Genomic DNA, 15,833 nt, shown 5'->3' on the forward strand with positions numbered 1-15,833 from the left:
TCGAAAAATCGTAGGCGATGAAAATCCACGCACGGCGCGCGCAAGGGCTTGACGCGGCGCGCCTGCCCCCTTATTGTTCGCATCGACTACAGTGCTTCACTATCTTCCACAAAGATGTGATAGCTGTGGTGTTCCCTCCACGGAACAGGCTCCCAAGCCAAAAAAATCGCCGGGGGTTGTGTTGGTAGCACGCTCCCGGCACCTCTTCTGTCGGCTTGGCGCAGTCTGCTTGAACCAAGCTTCTCCCGCGCTTTTTACCCCAAACGTATAGCCCACAAGGGCCGCAGGCGTTCGTCTGAGTGCCGACAAGGGTGTAATTATAACGAAAGGGGTATGCCCCTAAAAGCACTGTTTCGGTGCTCGCGGCATAAGCGGCTTGTGACGTGACGACGCTTTGTATCCCTTGTCGTGCGGCTTGGTTCCGTGACGTTCCGTGTGGTGGCGGCAGCTGAGGGCGATAGGCAGCAGCGCAATGTCGCGCTGATTGCGAGCCGCCGAGGGGATTGGCCAGTATCCGAGGTTCAATCGAGTGAGAGTTTGCCGAATCGATTGATTTTGACGGAAATTCGCCCTATTTCCATTGCCATCATCGCGTCCCCGAGCCCACTCCTTGACGATCTCGCAGTCGATTATGTCTAAACTAAGATAGCCGTAGGATTGCATTCCCGTCGCTGATACTCAGCCTCTATTAGCTGAGCTGTATAAGACTGGACTAGATCAAGCAGACAGCGTCATATCATCTGACTCAGTTCGACCAGAAGCGGACGGTCGACCGCGACAGCTAGATCGTCAACGATTCCGGCACGTTCGCAGAGACTGTTTCGAGATCCGTGCGGACTGTCGACTTCGTTTGAAGGACTCAGATGGCATTCCCTACTCCTGCAAAAGTTCAAGCCTCCGAAGTCACGTTTGAGCTGCAATCCCTCGGATGGAAGGCATTTCAGCAACTGTGCGCCTCCATCGTTGCCGAGGTATGGGGACAGTTGATTCAGGCGTTCTACGAATCGAACGACGGCGGACGAGACGGTGCATTCCGCGGCGATTGGCAGACCGCTGGCGGCGAAAGGCTTAGTGGCAGCTTCACTGTGCAGTGCAAGTTCGTTTCAAGTTCAAGTGCTACGCTAAAACTTAGCGACTTACAGGACGAACTCACCAAAGCACAGCGACTTGCCGCAGCCGGCCTGGCCGACAACTACTTCGTGTTCACGAATGCAAGGCTGACAGGACGAAACGAAGAGGCAATTCGTGCCAGGGTGGAGGCCATTCCAGGCATCAAGCACTGTGCCTTGTTCGGGGGCGAGCGCATCACGCAATTCATCCGAGAGTCTCCACGCTTGAGGATGCTTGTTCCAAGGGTCTATGGTCTCGGGGACCTCAGCCAAATCCTCGACGAGCGCGCATATGCCCAAGCGGCGGAGATCCTCAGTGCATTAGGTGATGACCTTGGCAAGTTTGTCATTACGGGAGCCTATCAGCGAAGTGCCCAGGCGCTCGTAGAGCATGGTTTCGTTCTACTCCTGGGTGAACCGGCGTGCGGAAAGTCGACAATAGCAGCGGCTCTAGCACTCGGCGCGATTGACGAATGGGGTTGCTCCACGGTCAAAGTCCGAGATGCCGATGACTTTGTTAGCCACTTCAATCCACATCACGAGAAGCAGTTTTTTTGGGTTGATGACGCGTTCGGTGCAACCCAGCTCGACTGGCAGGGAACAATTGCCTGGAATCGCACCTTCCCCCATGTTCAAGCGGCGATTCGGCGTGGAGCAAAAGTCGTATTCACCTCACGTGACTATATCTACCAAGCAGCAAAACGCTTTCTAAAGCAATCCGCGCTCCCAGTCATACAGGAGTCGCAAGTTGTCATCCGTGTCGAACAGCTGACTAAAGGCGAGAAGGAGCAGATTCTCTACAATCATATCCGTCTCGGTTCTCAAAATATCGAGTTCAAACGTCGCGTAAAGCCTCTGCTCGCCAAAGTGGCCGCGCACGCACGCTTCAGCCCTGAAATCGCGCGACGACTGGGAAACCGAGAGTTCACCAAGCGGCTCGTAGTTGGGGCAAGCGGCCTTGATGAGTTTGTTGCTCGCCCAATGGATCTCCTCAAGGAGGTAATTCAGACACTCGACGCGAGCACAAGATCGGCACTCGCCCTCGTGTTTATGCGGGGTGGAGCACTTTCTAGCCCCGTGACACTTGAACTGGAGGAAGAAGCCGCAGTTTCTCTCATGGGCGGCTCGATCGCAGAAGTTCGTAATTCACTTACCGCATTGAACGGCAGCTTACTTGTTCAGGTTCTACACGAAGGAACCTACGCGTGGCGATTCAAACATCCAACGATTCGAGATGCGATTGCAGCGCTCGTTGCAGAAAACAGAGAGCTCATGGATATCTATCTGGCAGGCACACCACTTCGGCAGCTCTTCCTCGAGATCTCTTGCGGCGAAATGGGCGTAGCTGGTGTCAAAGTCATCGTGCCGAATGACAGGTTTGGTGTCTTGTTGACGAGAATGCAGACCCTGTTCGCAAAGCGCCGCGAGAACTGGGATAGCTTGAATCGATTCTTGTCCTATCGCTGCAGCTGTGATTTTCTACATGCTTTTATTGCTAGGAATCCCTGGTTCATAGGCGAACTGCATGTTGGCTCATACCTAAGCGCGGTGTCAGATGTCGATGTAATTGTTCGTTTGCACGAATGCAAACTGCTTCCGGAACAGGACCGGCTTCGCCACGTCGCACGCATTCGTGAACTTGCCGTAGAGACGCCTGATTCCGATTTTTTACGAGAAGATGTGCGATCGATATTCGAAGGATCGGAGTTAGAAGGGGTTCTTGATGAGGTCCGAACCAAGTTGCTCCCAAATCTCGAACTCACAGTTGACAATTGGCAGGACAACTACGACGACACGGACGATCCGGCGAGCTATTTCGACCCACTTAAGAGTGCATTCAAAGACTATCGTGAAGCACTAAGTGACGAATCGGAGTCGGTGATGTGCATCGACGCAGGGTTAGATTTTATCGAGGCGGCGATCGAAGAACTGCGTTCGAACAGTCGTGAATATGGGGAGCCAAGCGATTCATATCGGGAAGCACAGCACGGATCAGTTTCTGACGGCTCGCGATCAATATTTGACGACGTCGATCAGTAACTATCGCGCGACGAGCGGTTAGGTGACGTTTTTACCCACTCCAGCCATTGAACTGCGCGAATTGCCACTGGAACGGCTCGACCTTCTTTCTCCCAGCACACTGGCCGGACGGTATCCGCTGTTGAGAATCGTGTATGACCGCTCCGGTTCGATCTGCGCCGGTCGTGCGCGCTGGGCAGTGGCCGGCCGAGTTCGGCCGGTTTGAGAGGTTGTCGCCACGTAGATCGTCGACGATCGACTAATTTTGCTGCCGCTACTTGGGAGGAGATTCGTTGTCTTGACTAGACAAAAAGAGGGCGTACCAACGACTCAACCTAAAAATTCTGAGGGCGGCCCGCAATGCAAGCATCAAACTGTACAGAAATACAAAATATCCTATTGCAGACCCGCCAACATCGAGCCAGTGAATCACACCCTTATAAGGCAATAATAATTTTGGAGTATCGAAATGCATAGCATTTGCAACGAATGCCATAAGAAGAGCCGCTATTTGAAAGATAGTAAAATTAAGAAATGATGCACTAACACTTATATACGGCGACGCATCAATATTTTCACCTTCCGCCAACATCTTCTTAAAAGATTCGCTTCCAAATCCAAGAAATATAGCGAAGCCGCCGAGGGTAAATCCAAGTACGCTCGGGATCACACTTATGACCTGCTCCCACCATTTCTCATACCACCAAAAATGGTAGGACAGCGCACAAACAATCAACGCCAACACAAAGTCGAACGATTTGAACGTGCCTTTCCATCTACCGGATATCCCCCAAGAAAGGCAGATGAGTTGGACGTTGGTCTTGGCGGCGGACCGCTTGGAATCGCTAGTCATTGTGAAGGTTCTTGAAACCCTGCGAAACAAACGCTTTAAACGAGTCCATCAACGTTGAAATGTTATGGTTGTATTGCGCGCGCTCAATCCGAGGAATATCCTTGGACGATATTTCGACAGGCTTACCATCGGACTCAACGCCCTTGGCGTGTACGCTACCATTATCAGCTCCAATTGACACAACCGCCTTCATCTCCTTATCTGGAGTGATGGTTTCAGCATCAGGAGCCTTTTTGTACCCGAACTTCTCCTCCGAGACTCCCCTTGCCTTCATACGCTTGAAAACCTCGACTTCGTCTTCGAAGTCCAGTGGATTGGGACGCTCAATGGTTACATCAATTATCTTAATCACCTGCCATGAATAAAGCTCTTCAAGCTTACTTTGATCGGTTAGGATGGTGGCATCCACATGCCCCAATTCTTTGATGACGATTTGATCTTGTCCGAGTCGCTGAATCAGCTTTAGCACCATCCATGGGGAAACGCCGGTTTCCATTTCACTTCTAACGAAATATAACTTGTGCTTCTTGACGTCAAAAAAATACGGTATTTCCTTGAGGGAGGCCTTCAATTTTTCCGGAATGCTGATTTTACTAACATCCTTCGCATCCGCCTTTTTGTGCTGCTCGATATCAAACCAGGCTTCGTCTTTATCAATTTCCAAAAATCGGTATAAATATCCATAGATCGGGGCCTCAGGATTATTCTCATCCTCAAATCGAATGTCGCCGATCATTAGAGCTGTATTGGCATGCCTTATAGAGCGCCGCTGCTCCCAAAACAACCGCCACATCTGGCTATAATGCTCTGCTGCGTGGCCTTTTTTGTGAACCCGGATATTGATACCGGAAACCGAATACATTCTCTTTCGTGCCATTGCGCCCCCGCTAGTCGTTTTTGTGCGCCGCCTCCAATTCGAACGCGGCGACGTCCGGATTCAATACCCCTGCGTTACAAGGAAACTGTACATCAGAACTTGAATTGAGTCTCGCGCGTACGATATCGGGTATTGCCCTTACGCTTGCCATCAGTGGAGCCGTCCTCATCGCCGCTGACATAGTTAGCATTCGTGCAGAAGGCGACCGTGGATCAGCGATGGGCTAGATCGCCGAAACCAATCGCCGGCGCAAGCGCTCAAGCAGTCTAGGTGGCCGCTTTTGGGAAAAACGAGAGACAGTTCAGGGTCGATCACTCCCCTTAGAGAGATGACGTCTATGCAATCTCAGAACTGACCTGACGCTGACTGAAAGATCAGGTCTAGATTTACGCACATGTCCGAAACCGATCCCTTGCGGACAGGGGCATTTTGCCCTGTCCGTAAATAAGGGTTGAAACGTTTTGGACATTGCCTTACATTCGGACATCCATTTCGTACAGATTGAGTGCCCGATATGTCCCGAACCTTTGCCTATGCCCGCGTCAGTACGTCCGACCAGACCACCGCAAACCAGTTACGAGAGATCGAGGCGGCCGGCTTCTCGGTCGACAAGCGCCGCGTTGTGTCGGAAAGCATTTCGGGGAGCGTAAGCGCCGATCAGCGGCCGGGGTTTGCGCAGTTGCTCGTCAAGATGGAAGAAGGCGACGTGTTGATCGTGACGAAGCTCGACCGACTCGGCCGCAATGCGATGGACGTGCGGGCCACGGTCGAGGGATTGGCCGAACGCGGTATCCGGGTTCATTGTCTCGCCCTGGGCGGCGTCGATCTGACTAGCGCGGCCGGCCGGATGACGATGCAGGTGTTGAACGCGGTGGCCGAATTCGAGCGGGATCTGTTGATTGAGCGCACGCACGCTGGTATCGCTCGCGCGAAGGCGGAAGGCAAGGCGATGGGGCGGCCGTCCGCCCTGTCGGACGAGCAGCGGGCGGACGTGCTGCGCGAGTTGGACGCGGGGGCAAGCGTGGCCGCGCTTGCTCGGCGATTCGGCACGAGCCGCCAGACGATCATGCGGGTACGCGACGCAGTCTAAGCGGCCCGCGCCGTTCAACTCACGCCCTGCTAGAGCCCGGCTCGCTGGGTGGTGGAGCGAGCAGCTTAAAGGCGCGAGGCGGCGCATGCGCGGTTCCGGGTTGGATATCGGTCCGCATTGCCAAAATGGCAGCATTCAAAAGTGCGTCAGTCTCTCATCTGTATAAGACTGGACCAGACCAAGCAGACAGTGTCAGGTTGTCTGGCTCAGTTCGGCCATTGACCGCCATTCGACTCGAGTCAGTTGCCGACCGTTTACTGGGGTACATCACTCATACGTTGCACCCCGCCAGAACAGTTGTCCATGTTCTACACGGTTTGAAGCGATGAATCTCGCGGCTTCCTGCAGCGAACATGCGATTTCGTCTTCGCTACGGCCGCCGTTGATCGCGATGCGTCCCCCGAGGATGAAGTGAGGAACCGAGCGCACCCCTTCGACGGCGGAGTTTGCCGCCTCCTGCTCGACGCGCCTGTACTCGGCCGGGTCAAGTGCAATGGCGCGGGCTTCGGCGTACTCAAATCCATGTCCGGAGGCGATGTCTGCCAGCACGTCAGCGCTTCCGATATTCTTCGCGTCAATAAAATAGGCGTTCGTGATCGCTACGGCGAGCCGGTGCTGTGTACTGCGTTCGCGTGCGGCCAGAATGAGCGCGTGGGCCGCTTGCGTGGGATAAGCCATAGGCTGGCGACCAAGATCAAGGGGTAGACCCGAAGCGCGCGCCTCGGCCTCCGGCCGCGCAAACGCCACCTTCGGATCGGTTATGCCGTAACGGATGCGAAGCAGGTCTGGAATGTAAAGTCCGCTCGTGGGCGCGTCCGGAAGCAGCAAGACCGGGTGGTGGTGAATGTCCACGGCGAGTTCGGGAAAGCGCTCGGCCAGCACTTTGTCGAGGCGATGCTGGCCAACGATACACCATGGGCAGGTGATTTCCGTATAAAGGTCGATTCTCAGCATAGTGCCGCCCCAGATCACGACTGGGGCAAGGGCGGAAGAATGGACTCGACCCGATCGCGCCTCGCGATGAGGGTCTGAATTTCTTCAGCAATTGTGTCCGGGTCGATGACCGGAAGATTCGGGTCGAGCCGTGCGCCACTGGTGGTCATGGCACGCAAGCCCGTCGAGCGATCAATGACCGCACCGATGTTCACCGTCCCGGCATAAACGCCCCTGGACGCCACCTCTGCATTGAGCGTAAGCACGTAGTTGCGCGTGGCCGCCATCAGAGGGCCAACACCACTCATGCCAGGCCTCGTCACCACGGCCGTCAGCCCGCCGACGATCACGATCGCGCCATCGCCACGTGCGAGCATGCCCGGAAGCACCGCATGCGATACCTCGACAGGCGCGAACGTGAAGATGTTGGCCATGGACTGTAGTGTCAACGCATCGAGGTCCACTGCCGGGACAAAGCTCGCATCGGATGGGGCTGGCGCAAAGACGGCAACATCGATGGCGCCGAGCCGATCCTCGATCGAATGGACGAGCGCGGGAATGCCGTCGAGATCGGTGAGATCGGCAGGAAAGGCGACCGCCTCGATACCGGCGACAGCGAGTTCGGCTACTCGCTCCTCTAGTGACGCGGCACGCCGCGCGACGAGCGCAACACGATACCCTGCGCCTCCGAACCGGTGCGCAAGGGAAGCTCCGAGACCGGTGCCGGCGCCGAACAGAGCGATGGTTTTCTTGCTAGTCATTGCGAACTCCATGGGGGTGGTATGTTTCAATGACTATGCTTGATAGACTGACTGCTCACAAGAACGCATAGCTTCGAGGCCTAGTCACATGCGTATGCCTGCTACCGCTCCAAGCGAACCTGGCGCGAACCCGTCCTGCCAGAAGGTCAACCAGATCCTTGCCCGAATGGGTGACAAGTGGACCATTCTCACCATCACAATGCTGGCGCAGCAGCCACGGCGCTTTAACGAGCTGAAACGCTTGATTGGTGGAATTTCCCAGCAGATGCTGACCCGCACGTTGAAGGCGTTGGAACGCGACGGAATGGTGACGCGAACCGTCTATCCGACTGTCCCGCCGCAAGTCGAGTACGCGCTGACCGAGCTCGGCGGGTCGCTTTCCTTGCCGCTGATGCAGCTCGCAACGTGGGTTCTGGATCATCTCGACCAGATTGAAATGCATCGCGCCTCGCACGATCACGTAGCGGACCGACCGCGTGCTTGATCCGGTGCGACGTGTTGCTTGCGCGTCGGTTCAGTTGGCCGCGGTTCTCGCGAAAGCGGTCATCCGTGCGGCTTATTCATCGGGCCGATTTGGGTCGATCTGCGCGAGCCGTGCGTCATAGGGCGGTGGCCGGCCGCGTTCGGCCAACAAGCGTCATTCTCTCGCTTTCTCGCTCTGACATCGGAGTGTCGGATGAACATTCCTGAGCGGCCATCCGGTTCTCTATTGAGTCTGGACCTAGGCGCCGCTCCGCCTCTTCAAAAGCAAGGGCAAGAATCACTGTCAGCCGTCAACCTCACTTCATCCTCACGACGACCTTGCCCTTGGCGCGTCCCTGGGCCAGATATTCCAGCGCGTCTTTCGCCTGGTCAAACGGAAACACCCTGTCAATCACTGGACGAACCTGTTCCGACTTGAGGAGTTCGCCAATTTCGGCGAGCTGGTTTCCATCGGGACGTACGAAGAGAAATGAATATGCCACATCCCGCGTTTTCGCAAGCCGCATGATCTTGCGGCTCATTAGCCCGAATATCAACCTCAGGATAAAGTTCAGCCTGCGAGCACGAGCGAACGCCGCGTCCAGCGGCCCGATAAGAGACACAATCTTGCCCCCCGGTTTGAGGATGCCAATGGATTTTTCAATCGCATCACCTCTAATAGTGCCAAGCACTACGTCGTAGTCACGCAGCACTTTTTCGAATTCCTGCTTTTTGTAGTCGACGATCTCGTCAGCGCCCAGACTGGTTACCAGTTGGATGTTGCCCGTACTGGTGGTTGTTCCGACCCTGGCGCCGAAGTGCTTTGCCAACTGGATCGCAAACGTGCCGATACCGCCGGACCCTGCAGGAATGAACACCTTCTGGCCAGCTCGAATATTGGCGCGCTCCTTCAACGCCTGCCAGGAGGTAAGCGCGACCATCGGAACGGCGGCAGCCTGCACGAAGTCCAGATTGACCGGCTTCGACGCCGCAACGCGCTCCGGCACCGCCGCGAATTCGGCGATCGAGCCCCTACCGAGATCGAAGAGGCTGGCAAAGACGGCATCACCCGGCTTGAAACGCGTCACACTGCTGCCGACCTCGGTCACCACACCAGAAATATCGCTGCCGAGCGTGGCCGGCAACTCGAATTTGAGGACGGGCTTGAACGTTCCTGCCGGAATCATGTTGTCGATTGGGTTCAACCCCGCCGCGTGGACCTGGACCAACAGTTCGTCAGGCTTTAGCGTGGGGCGGGGTACTTCGGCGAGCGCGATCTCGGCTGACTTGCCATAGCGTTTGAAGGTGAGTGCTTTCATGGTGTTCTAAATTCGATGTTGGGTACCTGTCGCCGTCCGCGAAGGATTCATTGCGCCAGAAACTCCAGTGCTTTGATCACGAAGCCGGTGTGATACTGGAAGATGCCTCCGTGCCCGGCGTCCTGGTAAATCACAAGCTGCGCGTTGGGAATGCGGCGCGCCATTTCATGGCTCAATGCGGTGGGCACCATGATGTCGTTGTCTCCATTGGCGATCAGGACAGGCATGTGCAGGCGGGTGAGATCCTGCGGCGCTTGCTGGCCCCACCCTTTGATCGCCTTGAGCTGGCGAAGCAAGGCGCGGGGTGTCGGCCCCTTGTCGCGCCCCGCCTTGCGTTCCTTGAGCCTCTTCAAGAATGCGCTTGCCGCCTGCCGGCCGTTGGCGGTGGAGGTGAAGAACATATAGGTTTTGGGATCGTGCAATGTCACCAGGCCCTTGAGCATCAGAGGTCAGGACATCGCCCCCACCCGATCGATGCCCTGGCCACCCGCGGGCCCCGTGCCTGTGAGGATGAGCCTGCGCACCAAGTCCGGCGCCTTGAGCGCCACGTCCTGCGCCACGAAACCGCCGAGCGAAAAGCCGAGCAGATCGACCTGTTCGAAACCCATTGCACGGATCAACGCGATAGTGTCGCGCGCCATCCCGTCTACGGTCACGGGCGCAATGCCGCCAGACGAACCGATTCCCCGATAGTCGATCGCAATTACGCGATGCTTGCGGGCCAGGCCATCGACGATGCGCGGGTCGAAGTTGTCCAGCACGGCGCCCCAGTGGTTAAGCAGGATCAGAGGGGTGCCGCCGTGCCGGCCCAGTTCGCGGTACGCGAACGTGATTCCACCAGCGCTGACCTGCTTGTTCTGAGCGTGCACATAGGCCGTTGCCGAGTGGCTATCCGGGTTGAAACTGTTCATCATCGCTTCCCTGGTGGTGGCCTTAACGCGTTGACGTCCTCGACGGTGCGCCGCGCGCCGGGCCCTGGAGTACAGCATATGCAACGCCATGCACTTCGGCGGGGCCGACTGCTCGGTTAGCTCGTGCAAACTTTCCGGGGTGCAGGTCGGCGGCCCGGACGTGCTCACGCTTCCAGCCGCACGATGAGGCATTGCTAGCTTTCGGGTAAGACAGAAGCCGCAGTGCTCAGGCTTCTGGCCGATAGCGATCGGCCGCATGCGCTTGTCGAATGTCCGACATGAGCCCTTGACGCGCGCCATCCAGTGCGTCCCAGCGCCCGGCCACATGCAGCGGCGGGATGGTGACGAGTTCGCGGCGATCGAAGCCGACCAACGCAGCATCAACCAGTTCGCCGACCTCCATCACCTCGTTAAGCGCGTTGACGTCGATGCCGGCCCGCTCCCAGATTTCCGTACGGGTCGCCGCCGGCAGTACCGCCTGCACGTAAACGCCGCTGGGCGACAACTCCAGGTTCAATCCCTGCGATAGGAACAGCACGAAGGCCTTGGTGGCACCATAGATCGACATGCCGAGTTCAGGCGCGAAACCCACCACTGAGCCGATGTTGACGATCGCGCCAGTCCCCGACTGCACGAAGCGTGGAGCGACCGCGGCTGCGAGCCGCGTCAGCGCCGTGGTGTTCAGCGTGATCAGTCGTTCGATGCCCTCAGCGGTCTGCTGCACGAAGCTACCCGCCTGAGCCATGCCGGCGTTATTAATCAGGATGCCTATGTGAGAGTCGTCGCGCAGGCGAGTCTCGACCGCGGCCAGATCCCCAGGCTTGGTCAGGTCGGCCGGCAGCACGTCGACGGCCACACCGCTTTCCTCACGCAGGCGCGCGGCCAGCGTATCGAGGCGTACCTTGTCGCGAGCGACCAGAACGAGATCGTGGCCGCGGCCGGCGAAGCGTTCGGCGTAGATGGAGCCGATGCCTGAGGAGGCGCCGGTGATGAGAACAGTCGGGAGCGTGGTCATGTGTTAATTCCTTTGTAAGAGCGGTTTGGGCGCAGGCGCAAGCAGCGCCTCAGACGGCGACGGTCGGGTAGTCGGTGTAACCGGCAGCACCGCCACCATAGAGCGTGGCGAAGTTGGGCTGCGCCAGCGGTGCGCCGGTCTTCAGGCGTTCGACCAGATCAGGGTTGCTGATGAATGCACGGCCGAAGGCGAACAAGTCCGCCTTGCCCTCGTTGAGCCTGGCAGTAGCGAGTTCCAGGTCGTAGCCGTTGTTGGCTAGGTAGGTTTGTCTGAACCGGCTGCGGAGCGTGTCGTAGTCGAACGGTGCGACATCGCGCGGACCGCCGGTCGCACCCTCGACCACGTGAAGGTAGACGATGCCCAGCGCGCTGAGCTGCCCGGCGATGTAGTTGTATTGCGACTGCGGGTCGCTGCTCCAGATGCCGTTAGCCGGCGACACGGGCGAGATGCGCACACCGGTGCGGTCGGCGCCGATTTCTTCCACCACCGCAGCGACGACTTCGAGCAACAGGCGCGCACGGTTCTCGATTGAGCCGCCGTAGGCGTCAGTGCGCTGGTTGGCCCCGTCCTTGATGAACTGCTCCAGCAAATAGCCGTTGGCACCGTGGATCTCCACGCCGTCGAAGCCGGCCGCAATAGCGTTGGCCGCCGCCTGGCGGAAATCGTTCACGATGCCCGGCAACTCAACAAGCGCCAGCGCACGCGGCTGGGACACGTCTACAAATCCGTTGTTGACGAAGGTTTTCGTCTCCGCGCGAATGGCCGAAGGCGCGACAGGCGCAGCGCCGCCTGGCTGGACATCGACGTGCGAAACACGGCCGACGTGCCAGAGCTGCGCGAAGATGCGCCCACCCTTGGCGTGCACAGCCTCTGTGACCTTGCGCCAGCCGGCGATCTGCTCGGGCGTGTATAGGCCCGGAGTGTCCTGATAGCCCTGGGCCTGGGCCGACACTTGGGTGGCCTCCGTGATGATGAGGCCGGCCGAGGCGCGCTGGGCGTAGTAGGTCGCTGCCAGTTCGCTGGGTACCAGCCCCGCGCCTGCGCGATTCCGGGTCAGCGGTGCCATGACAAAGCGATTTGAGAGTGTCATGCGGCCAAGGGTGTAGGGCTCGAAAAGCGTCTTATCGGTCATGTTGCGTCAGCTTCGGGGTTACGAGTGAGATCAATAATGATGCTCATAATCTAAGCTGTCAAGGTTTTTGATGATGGTCAACATCAATGTATAATGAAGCCTTCGCAGACATGCACTCACAGTGGTCAGGAAATGAAGGTCACCAAGGCACAGGCGCAGGCCAACCGGGAACACGTCGTCGAGACGGCGTCGAAGCTGTTTCGGGAGCGTGGCTACGACGGGGTTGGCGTTGCCGATCTGATGGCCGCCGCGGGCTTTACCCACGGCGGCTTCTACAAGCAGTTCCGCTCCAAGGCCGACCTGATGGCGGAATCGGCGGCCTGCGGCATCGCGCAGACCGTGGCGCTGAGCGCGGGCGTACGCGCGCCTGAGTTTGTGCACTATTACCTTTCCCGCGAGCACCGCGACACCCGCGCGACCGGCTGCACGATGGCCGCACTGGGCGGGGATGCCGCCCGTCAGCCGGAAGCGGTTCGGGCTACGTTTGCGGCCGGCATTGAGAGCCTGCTGGCTGCGCTATGCCCTGAAGGCAGTGCGTTAGACGGTGTAGACGCAGGCCAGGCGCGAGCCAGGTCACTTGACATACTGGCGCACGCGGTCGGTGCCATTGTCATGTCGCGCGCCTGCCCAGACGATTCGCCGCTGGCCGATGAAATCCTTGCCGTTTGCCGCGACGCGATTCTCGCGTCAATGAGCCCGTCGGTGACAGTGGGCGATGCGACGGTTGCAAAGTAACTTTCTATCGCAGCGGCGGCTCGGGGGTGTGGGCGCGCGGGGCGTTCTTTGCGCGCAGCGTTCCAGAAGGCAGGGCAACTCTCAACGTCGTCGTGCGGACGCCATAGCTCAGCAGTCTGTCTCCAACTTTATCTCCAAGAAAACGTGTACTTTGGAGATAGACTTGGAGATAACCACAGCCTTACCAGACAAGGCTTACAGGCCGATACAACCGTCTATCTCCAAATCTCCAAATATTTTTGCTTCCGGCGGCACAGCAACGTTCCGCACGGCACGGGCCTTCGACTGATCGAGCCTACGCCGATACGCCCGTCGGTATCTTCTGAACGACCTCGCCCGAACGGCACACGCAGCAGAGCGATATGAATTCTGCGGCTGCCAGAAGCGCGGGGGGGCAACTCTGGGGGCAACTCAGCAACACCCAACAAGCAATGCCCTTACACTACGGGCATCACAGAGAATTATTTCATTCCGGCCCTGGCACCAGTCTTTCGCAGCGTCATGCGCTGCGCACTCGAAACCCGCGCAAGCTCGCCGCTTCGCGGGTTTTTTGTTTTTGTCCGCATGCGATGCGCGCCGCAACGCGCCCCCGCCCCCGACAGTCCAAGCATCAGGGAACGCGGCACGGAGGCAAGCCATGTCCAAGCGTGTGATTTCACGCCCGACCCGCGTCGGCGTGCTCGTCGCCCTGCTGTCGATCATGCTGGGCGGATGCAACCTGCTTCGCGAACCGCCGGTGCCCGACTGGCCGGGGCCGCATGCGCCCTACCCGTTCCCGGACGACATTCCGCATCGCACCGAATGAACCGATGGCGTCCTGCCGCCCGACGTGCTCAGGCCATCAATTCGCGGACGAAATCGAGAAACACCCGCACTTTCGCGGCGACCAGGTTCGACGCATGGTGATACGCATAAAGCGGGAACGTCTCGTCTGCCCATTCCGGCAGCAACTGGACCAATCGCCCTTCGGCAAGGACGTCGCGCGCATAGAGTTCGAGCAGTTGCGCGATGCCGACACCGCCCAGGCACGCGCCGAGCAGCCCGCCGGTATCGTTCACCGTCAGCCGGCCGGCGGCGTCGACCGGCACGACTTCCTTGCCTCGATGAAATTCCCATTCGTACGGTCGCCCCGTCACCGGATCGCGGATCAGCACGCACTGGTGACCGTCCGCGAGATCGCGAGGGTGCCGCGGTTCGCCATGCCGCGCGACGTATGCGGCCGACGCGCAGGTCAACACGCGCGTCTCGAGCAGCAGTCGCGCACGATATGACGACGGCTCCGGGATGCCGAAGCGCACTGCCACATCGAAGCCGTCGGCGACGAGGTCGCCCATTCGGTCCCGCGCGCTGATCTCGACCTCGAGGTCGGGAAAGCGGTCGAGGAATGCCGCCATCCGCGGCGCGAGCACGTAGTGGCCGAACGTGCCGTCCACGTTCACGCGCAGCCGCCCCTTCACGCGCGCCTTCGACTGGCCGGCGTCGAGCGCCGCCTCCTCGATGCCGGCCAGCAGCGGCGCGACCGCCTCGTAAAAGCGTCGCCCTTCGTCGGTCAACGTGATCGCGCGTGCCGTCCGGTTGAAGATCCGGATGCCGACCCGTTCTTCCAGCCGGGCGACCGCACGACTCACCGCCGGTTGCGTCAGCCCCATCGCCTCGCCCGCCCGCGCGAAGGTGCCGGCCTCGATCACCGCGGAGAGCACGCCGATACCGCTGAGCAGCCTGCTGTCGAATCTCATCAGACATACTTTTAGTCATTTATTGACTGATCATTATTCATTATTTTTATTGATCGAGGAAGCCTACAGTCAATCCTGTCGCCGGATCGAACGGCATTCCACCCTCATCAGGAGCAGGACATGAGCACATCGGAACAGGTCGCCCTCGTCACGGGTTCGTCGCGTGGCATCGGTGCTGAAATCGCCCGCGCACTCGCGCGAGACGGCTTCCGGGTCGTCGTCAATTATGCCGGCAGCGCCGGGCCGGCCCGCGAAGTGGTCGACGCGATCGTCGCCGACGGTGGCCAGGCCATCGCGGTGCAGGCGAACGTCGCCGACCCGGCGGCCGTGGCCGCACTGTTCGACGCCGCCCGCGAGGTATTCGGCGGCCTCGACGTGGTGGTCAATTCCGCGGGCGTGATGAAGCTGGCGGCGATCGCCGACTGCGACGACGCGCTCTTCGACGAAACGATGGCCATCAACGTGAAAGGCACGTTCAACGTATGCCGCGAAGCGGCAAGACGCGTGCGCGACGGTGGATCCATCATCAACCTGTCGACCAGCGTGATCGGCATGCGCATGCCGACTTACGGCGTGTACGTCGCCAGCAAGGCGGCGGTCGAAAGCCTCACGCAGGTGCTCGCGCAGGAAATGCGCGGGCGCGGCATCCGTGTGAATGCCGTCGCGCCGGGGCCGGTGGCGACCGAACTGTTCCTGCAGGGCAAGAGCCCCGAACTGGTCGATCGGCTCGCGAAGCTGAACCCGCTCGAGCGGCTCGGCCAGCCTGACGACATCGCGCGCATCGTCGCGTTCCTCGCCGGCCCGGAGGGCGCGTGGATCAACGGCCAGATCCTGCGCGCCAACGGCGGCATGTGCTGACGAACCGCTCGGAGCCGCCTCAT

14 protein-coding genes and 1 pseudogene are annotated in these 15,833 nt (G+C 58.9%); 6 read left to right on the top strand and 9 right to left on the bottom strand.

Going from position 1 to position 15,833, the window contains the following annotated elements; all coding sequences use genetic code 11:
- The first annotated feature begins 863 nt into the window (after window positions 1-863).
- On the top strand, window positions 864-3,149 hold the full coding sequence (locus AC1VVG_RS13170) for an nSTAND3 domain-containing NTPase (RefSeq protein WP_442882699.1): 2,286 nt from the start codon (window positions 864-866) through the stop codon (window positions 3,147-3,149).
- Between the two features lie 253 nt (window positions 3,150-3,402).
- Here the strand turns inward: AC1VVG_RS13170 and AC1VVG_RS13175 are convergent, their stop codons facing one another.
- Together AC1VVG_RS13175 and AC1VVG_RS13180 are read right to left on the bottom strand one after the other, a co-directional pair.
- Window positions 3,403-3,981, bottom strand: a complete 579-nt coding sequence (locus AC1VVG_RS13175; RefSeq protein ID WP_482835734.1) for a hypothetical protein — start codon at window positions 3,979-3,981, stop codon at window positions 3,403-3,405.
- The gene (locus AC1VVG_RS13180) at window positions 3,974-4,843 is read right to left on the bottom strand and encodes a DUF4747 family protein (protein ID WP_442882701.1); all 870 of its coding nucleotides are present in this window, start codon (window positions 4,841-4,843) and stop codon (window positions 3,974-3,976) included. Before AC1VVG_RS13180 ends, AC1VVG_RS13175 begins: the two co-directional genes overlap by 8 nt.
- A 529-nt stretch (window positions 4,844-5,372) precedes the next feature.
- Here AC1VVG_RS13180 and AC1VVG_RS13185 point away from each other — a divergent pair.
- Window positions 5,373-5,948, top strand: a complete 576-nt coding sequence (locus AC1VVG_RS13185) for a recombinase family protein (protein ID WP_035973144.1) — start codon at window positions 5,373-5,375, stop codon at window positions 5,946-5,948.
- A gap of 267 nt (window positions 5,949-6,215) precedes the next feature.
- Here the strand turns inward: AC1VVG_RS13185 and AC1VVG_RS13190 are convergent, their stop codons facing one another.
- Entirely contained in the window at window positions 6,216-6,902 is a 687-nt protein-coding gene (locus AC1VVG_RS13190) for a DsbA family oxidoreductase (protein WP_186135482.1), read from the bottom strand.
- Between the two features lie 14 nt (window positions 6,903-6,916).
- Window positions 6,917-7,642 carry an SDR family NAD(P)-dependent oxidoreductase gene (locus AC1VVG_RS13195; RefSeq protein WP_186135481.1) on the bottom strand — a complete coding sequence of 242 codons (726 nt, stop codon included), beginning with the start codon at window positions 7,640-7,642 and terminating at the stop codon, window positions 6,917-6,919.
- Window positions 7,643-7,730: 88 nt separating this feature from the next.
- Between AC1VVG_RS13195 and AC1VVG_RS13200 the strand changes: the two genes are divergently transcribed.
- Entirely contained in the window at window positions 7,731-8,126 is a 396-nt protein-coding gene (locus AC1VVG_RS13200) for a winged helix-turn-helix transcriptional regulator (RefSeq protein ID WP_186135480.1), read from the top strand.
- A 295-nt stretch (window positions 8,127-8,421) separates the two neighbouring features.
- On the opposite strand, the gene AC1VVG_RS13205 is transcribed toward AC1VVG_RS13200, so the two are convergent.
- From AC1VVG_RS13205 to AC1VVG_RS13220, 4 genes and pseudogenes are all read right to left on the bottom strand, one after another.
- Window positions 8,422-9,423, bottom strand: coding sequence for an NADP-dependent oxidoreductase (locus AC1VVG_RS13205; RefSeq protein WP_343727597.1), 1,002 nt, complete (start codon window positions 9,421-9,423; stop codon window positions 8,422-8,424).
- Window positions 9,424-9,470: 47 nt separating this feature from the next.
- Window positions 9,471-10,334, bottom strand: a pseudogene (locus AC1VVG_RS13210) (alpha/beta fold hydrolase).
- A gap of 226 nt (window positions 10,335-10,560) precedes the next feature.
- Window positions 10,561-11,349 carry an SDR family NAD(P)-dependent oxidoreductase gene (locus tag AC1VVG_RS13215; protein ID WP_186135478.1) on the bottom strand — a complete coding sequence of 263 codons (789 nt, stop codon included), beginning with the start codon at window positions 11,347-11,349 and terminating at the stop codon, window positions 10,561-10,563.
- A gap of 49 nt (window positions 11,350-11,398) precedes the next feature.
- Complete coding sequence (locus AC1VVG_RS13220) at window positions 11,399-12,481, bottom strand: alkene reductase (protein WP_186135477.1); 1,083 nt, start codon at window positions 12,479-12,481, stop codon at window positions 11,399-11,401.
- 132 nt (window positions 12,482-12,613) lie between these two features.
- Here AC1VVG_RS13220 and AC1VVG_RS13225 point away from each other — a divergent pair, with 132 nt between their 5' ends.
- Window positions 12,614-13,216: a TetR family transcriptional regulator gene (locus AC1VVG_RS13225; RefSeq protein WP_186135476.1), complete on the top strand. Its 603-nt coding sequence runs from the start codon at window positions 12,614-12,616 to the stop codon at window positions 13,214-13,216.
- A gap of 637 nt (window positions 13,217-13,853) precedes the next feature.
- Window positions 13,854-14,021 (top strand): hypothetical protein, encoded by a 168-nt coding sequence (locus tag AC1VVG_RS13230; RefSeq protein ID WP_167361874.1) that lies wholly within the window; start codon window positions 13,854-13,856, stop codon window positions 14,019-14,021.
- Between the two features lie 28 nt (window positions 14,022-14,049).
- On the opposite strand, the gene AC1VVG_RS13235 is transcribed toward AC1VVG_RS13230, so the two are convergent.
- A complete protein-coding gene (locus AC1VVG_RS13235; protein WP_049036359.1) occupies window positions 14,050-14,952 on the bottom strand; it encodes a LysR family transcriptional regulator in 903 nt (300 codons plus the stop codon).
- 120 nt (window positions 14,953-15,072) lie between these two features.
- Between AC1VVG_RS13235 and AC1VVG_RS13240 the strand changes: the two genes are divergently transcribed.
- A complete protein-coding gene (locus AC1VVG_RS13240) occupies window positions 15,073-15,810 on the top strand; it encodes an SDR family oxidoreductase (protein WP_482835735.1) in 738 nt (245 codons plus the stop codon).
- Window positions 15,811-15,833: the final 23 nt, after the last annotated feature.

The organism is Burkholderia sp. L-4 (assembly GCF_056856535.1).

Excerpts from the sequence above, each read along its gene's own strand:
- AC1VVG_RS13200 (WP_186135480.1), top strand. The coding sequence starts at position 7,731 with ATGCGTATGCCTGCTACCGCTCCAAGCGAACCTGGCGCGAACCCGTCC.
- AC1VVG_RS13180 (WP_442882701.1), bottom strand. The coding sequence starts at position 4,843 with ATGTATTCGGTTTCCGGTATCAATATCCGGGTTCACAAAAAAGGCCAC.
- AC1VVG_RS13175 (WP_482835734.1), bottom strand. The coding sequence starts at position 3,981 with ATGACTAGCGATTCCAAGCGGTCCGCCGCCAAGACCAACGTCCAACTC.
- AC1VVG_RS13235 (WP_049036359.1), bottom strand. The coding sequence starts at position 14,952 with ATGAGATTCGACAGCAGGCTGCTCAGCGGTATCGGCGTGCTCTCCGCG.
- AC1VVG_RS13185 (WP_035973144.1), top strand. The coding sequence starts at position 5,373 with ATGTCCCGAACCTTTGCCTATGCCCGCGTCAGTACGTCCGACCAGACC.
- AC1VVG_RS13205 (WP_343727597.1), bottom strand. The coding sequence starts at position 9,423 with ATGAAAGCACTCACCTTCAAACGCTATGGCAAGTCAGCCGAGATCGCG.
- AC1VVG_RS13195 (WP_186135481.1), bottom strand. The coding sequence starts at position 7,642 with ATGACTAGCAAGAAAACCATCGCTCTGTTCGGCGCCGGCACCGGTCTC.
- AC1VVG_RS13230 (WP_167361874.1), top strand. The coding sequence starts at position 13,854 with ATGTCCAAGCGTGTGATTTCACGCCCGACCCGCGTCGGCGTGCTCGTC.
- AC1VVG_RS13220 (WP_186135477.1), bottom strand. The coding sequence starts at position 12,481 with ATGACCGATAAGACGCTTTTCGAGCCCTACACCCTTGGCCGCATGACA.
- AC1VVG_RS13225 (WP_186135476.1), top strand. The coding sequence starts at position 12,614 with ATGAAGGTCACCAAGGCACAGGCGCAGGCCAACCGGGAACACGTCGTC.
- AC1VVG_RS13215 (WP_186135478.1), bottom strand. The coding sequence starts at position 11,349 with ATGACCACGCTCCCGACTGTTCTCATCACCGGCGCCTCCTCAGGCATC.
- AC1VVG_RS13240 (WP_482835735.1), top strand. The coding sequence starts at position 15,073 with ATGAGCACATCGGAACAGGTCGCCCTCGTCACGGGTTCGTCGCGTGGC.
- AC1VVG_RS13190 (WP_186135482.1), bottom strand. The coding sequence starts at position 6,902 with ATGCTGAGAATCGACCTTTATACGGAAATCACCTGCCCATGGTGTATC.
- AC1VVG_RS13170 (WP_442882699.1), top strand. The coding sequence starts at position 864 with ATGGCATTCCCTACTCCTGCAAAAGTTCAAGCCTCCGAAGTCACGTTT.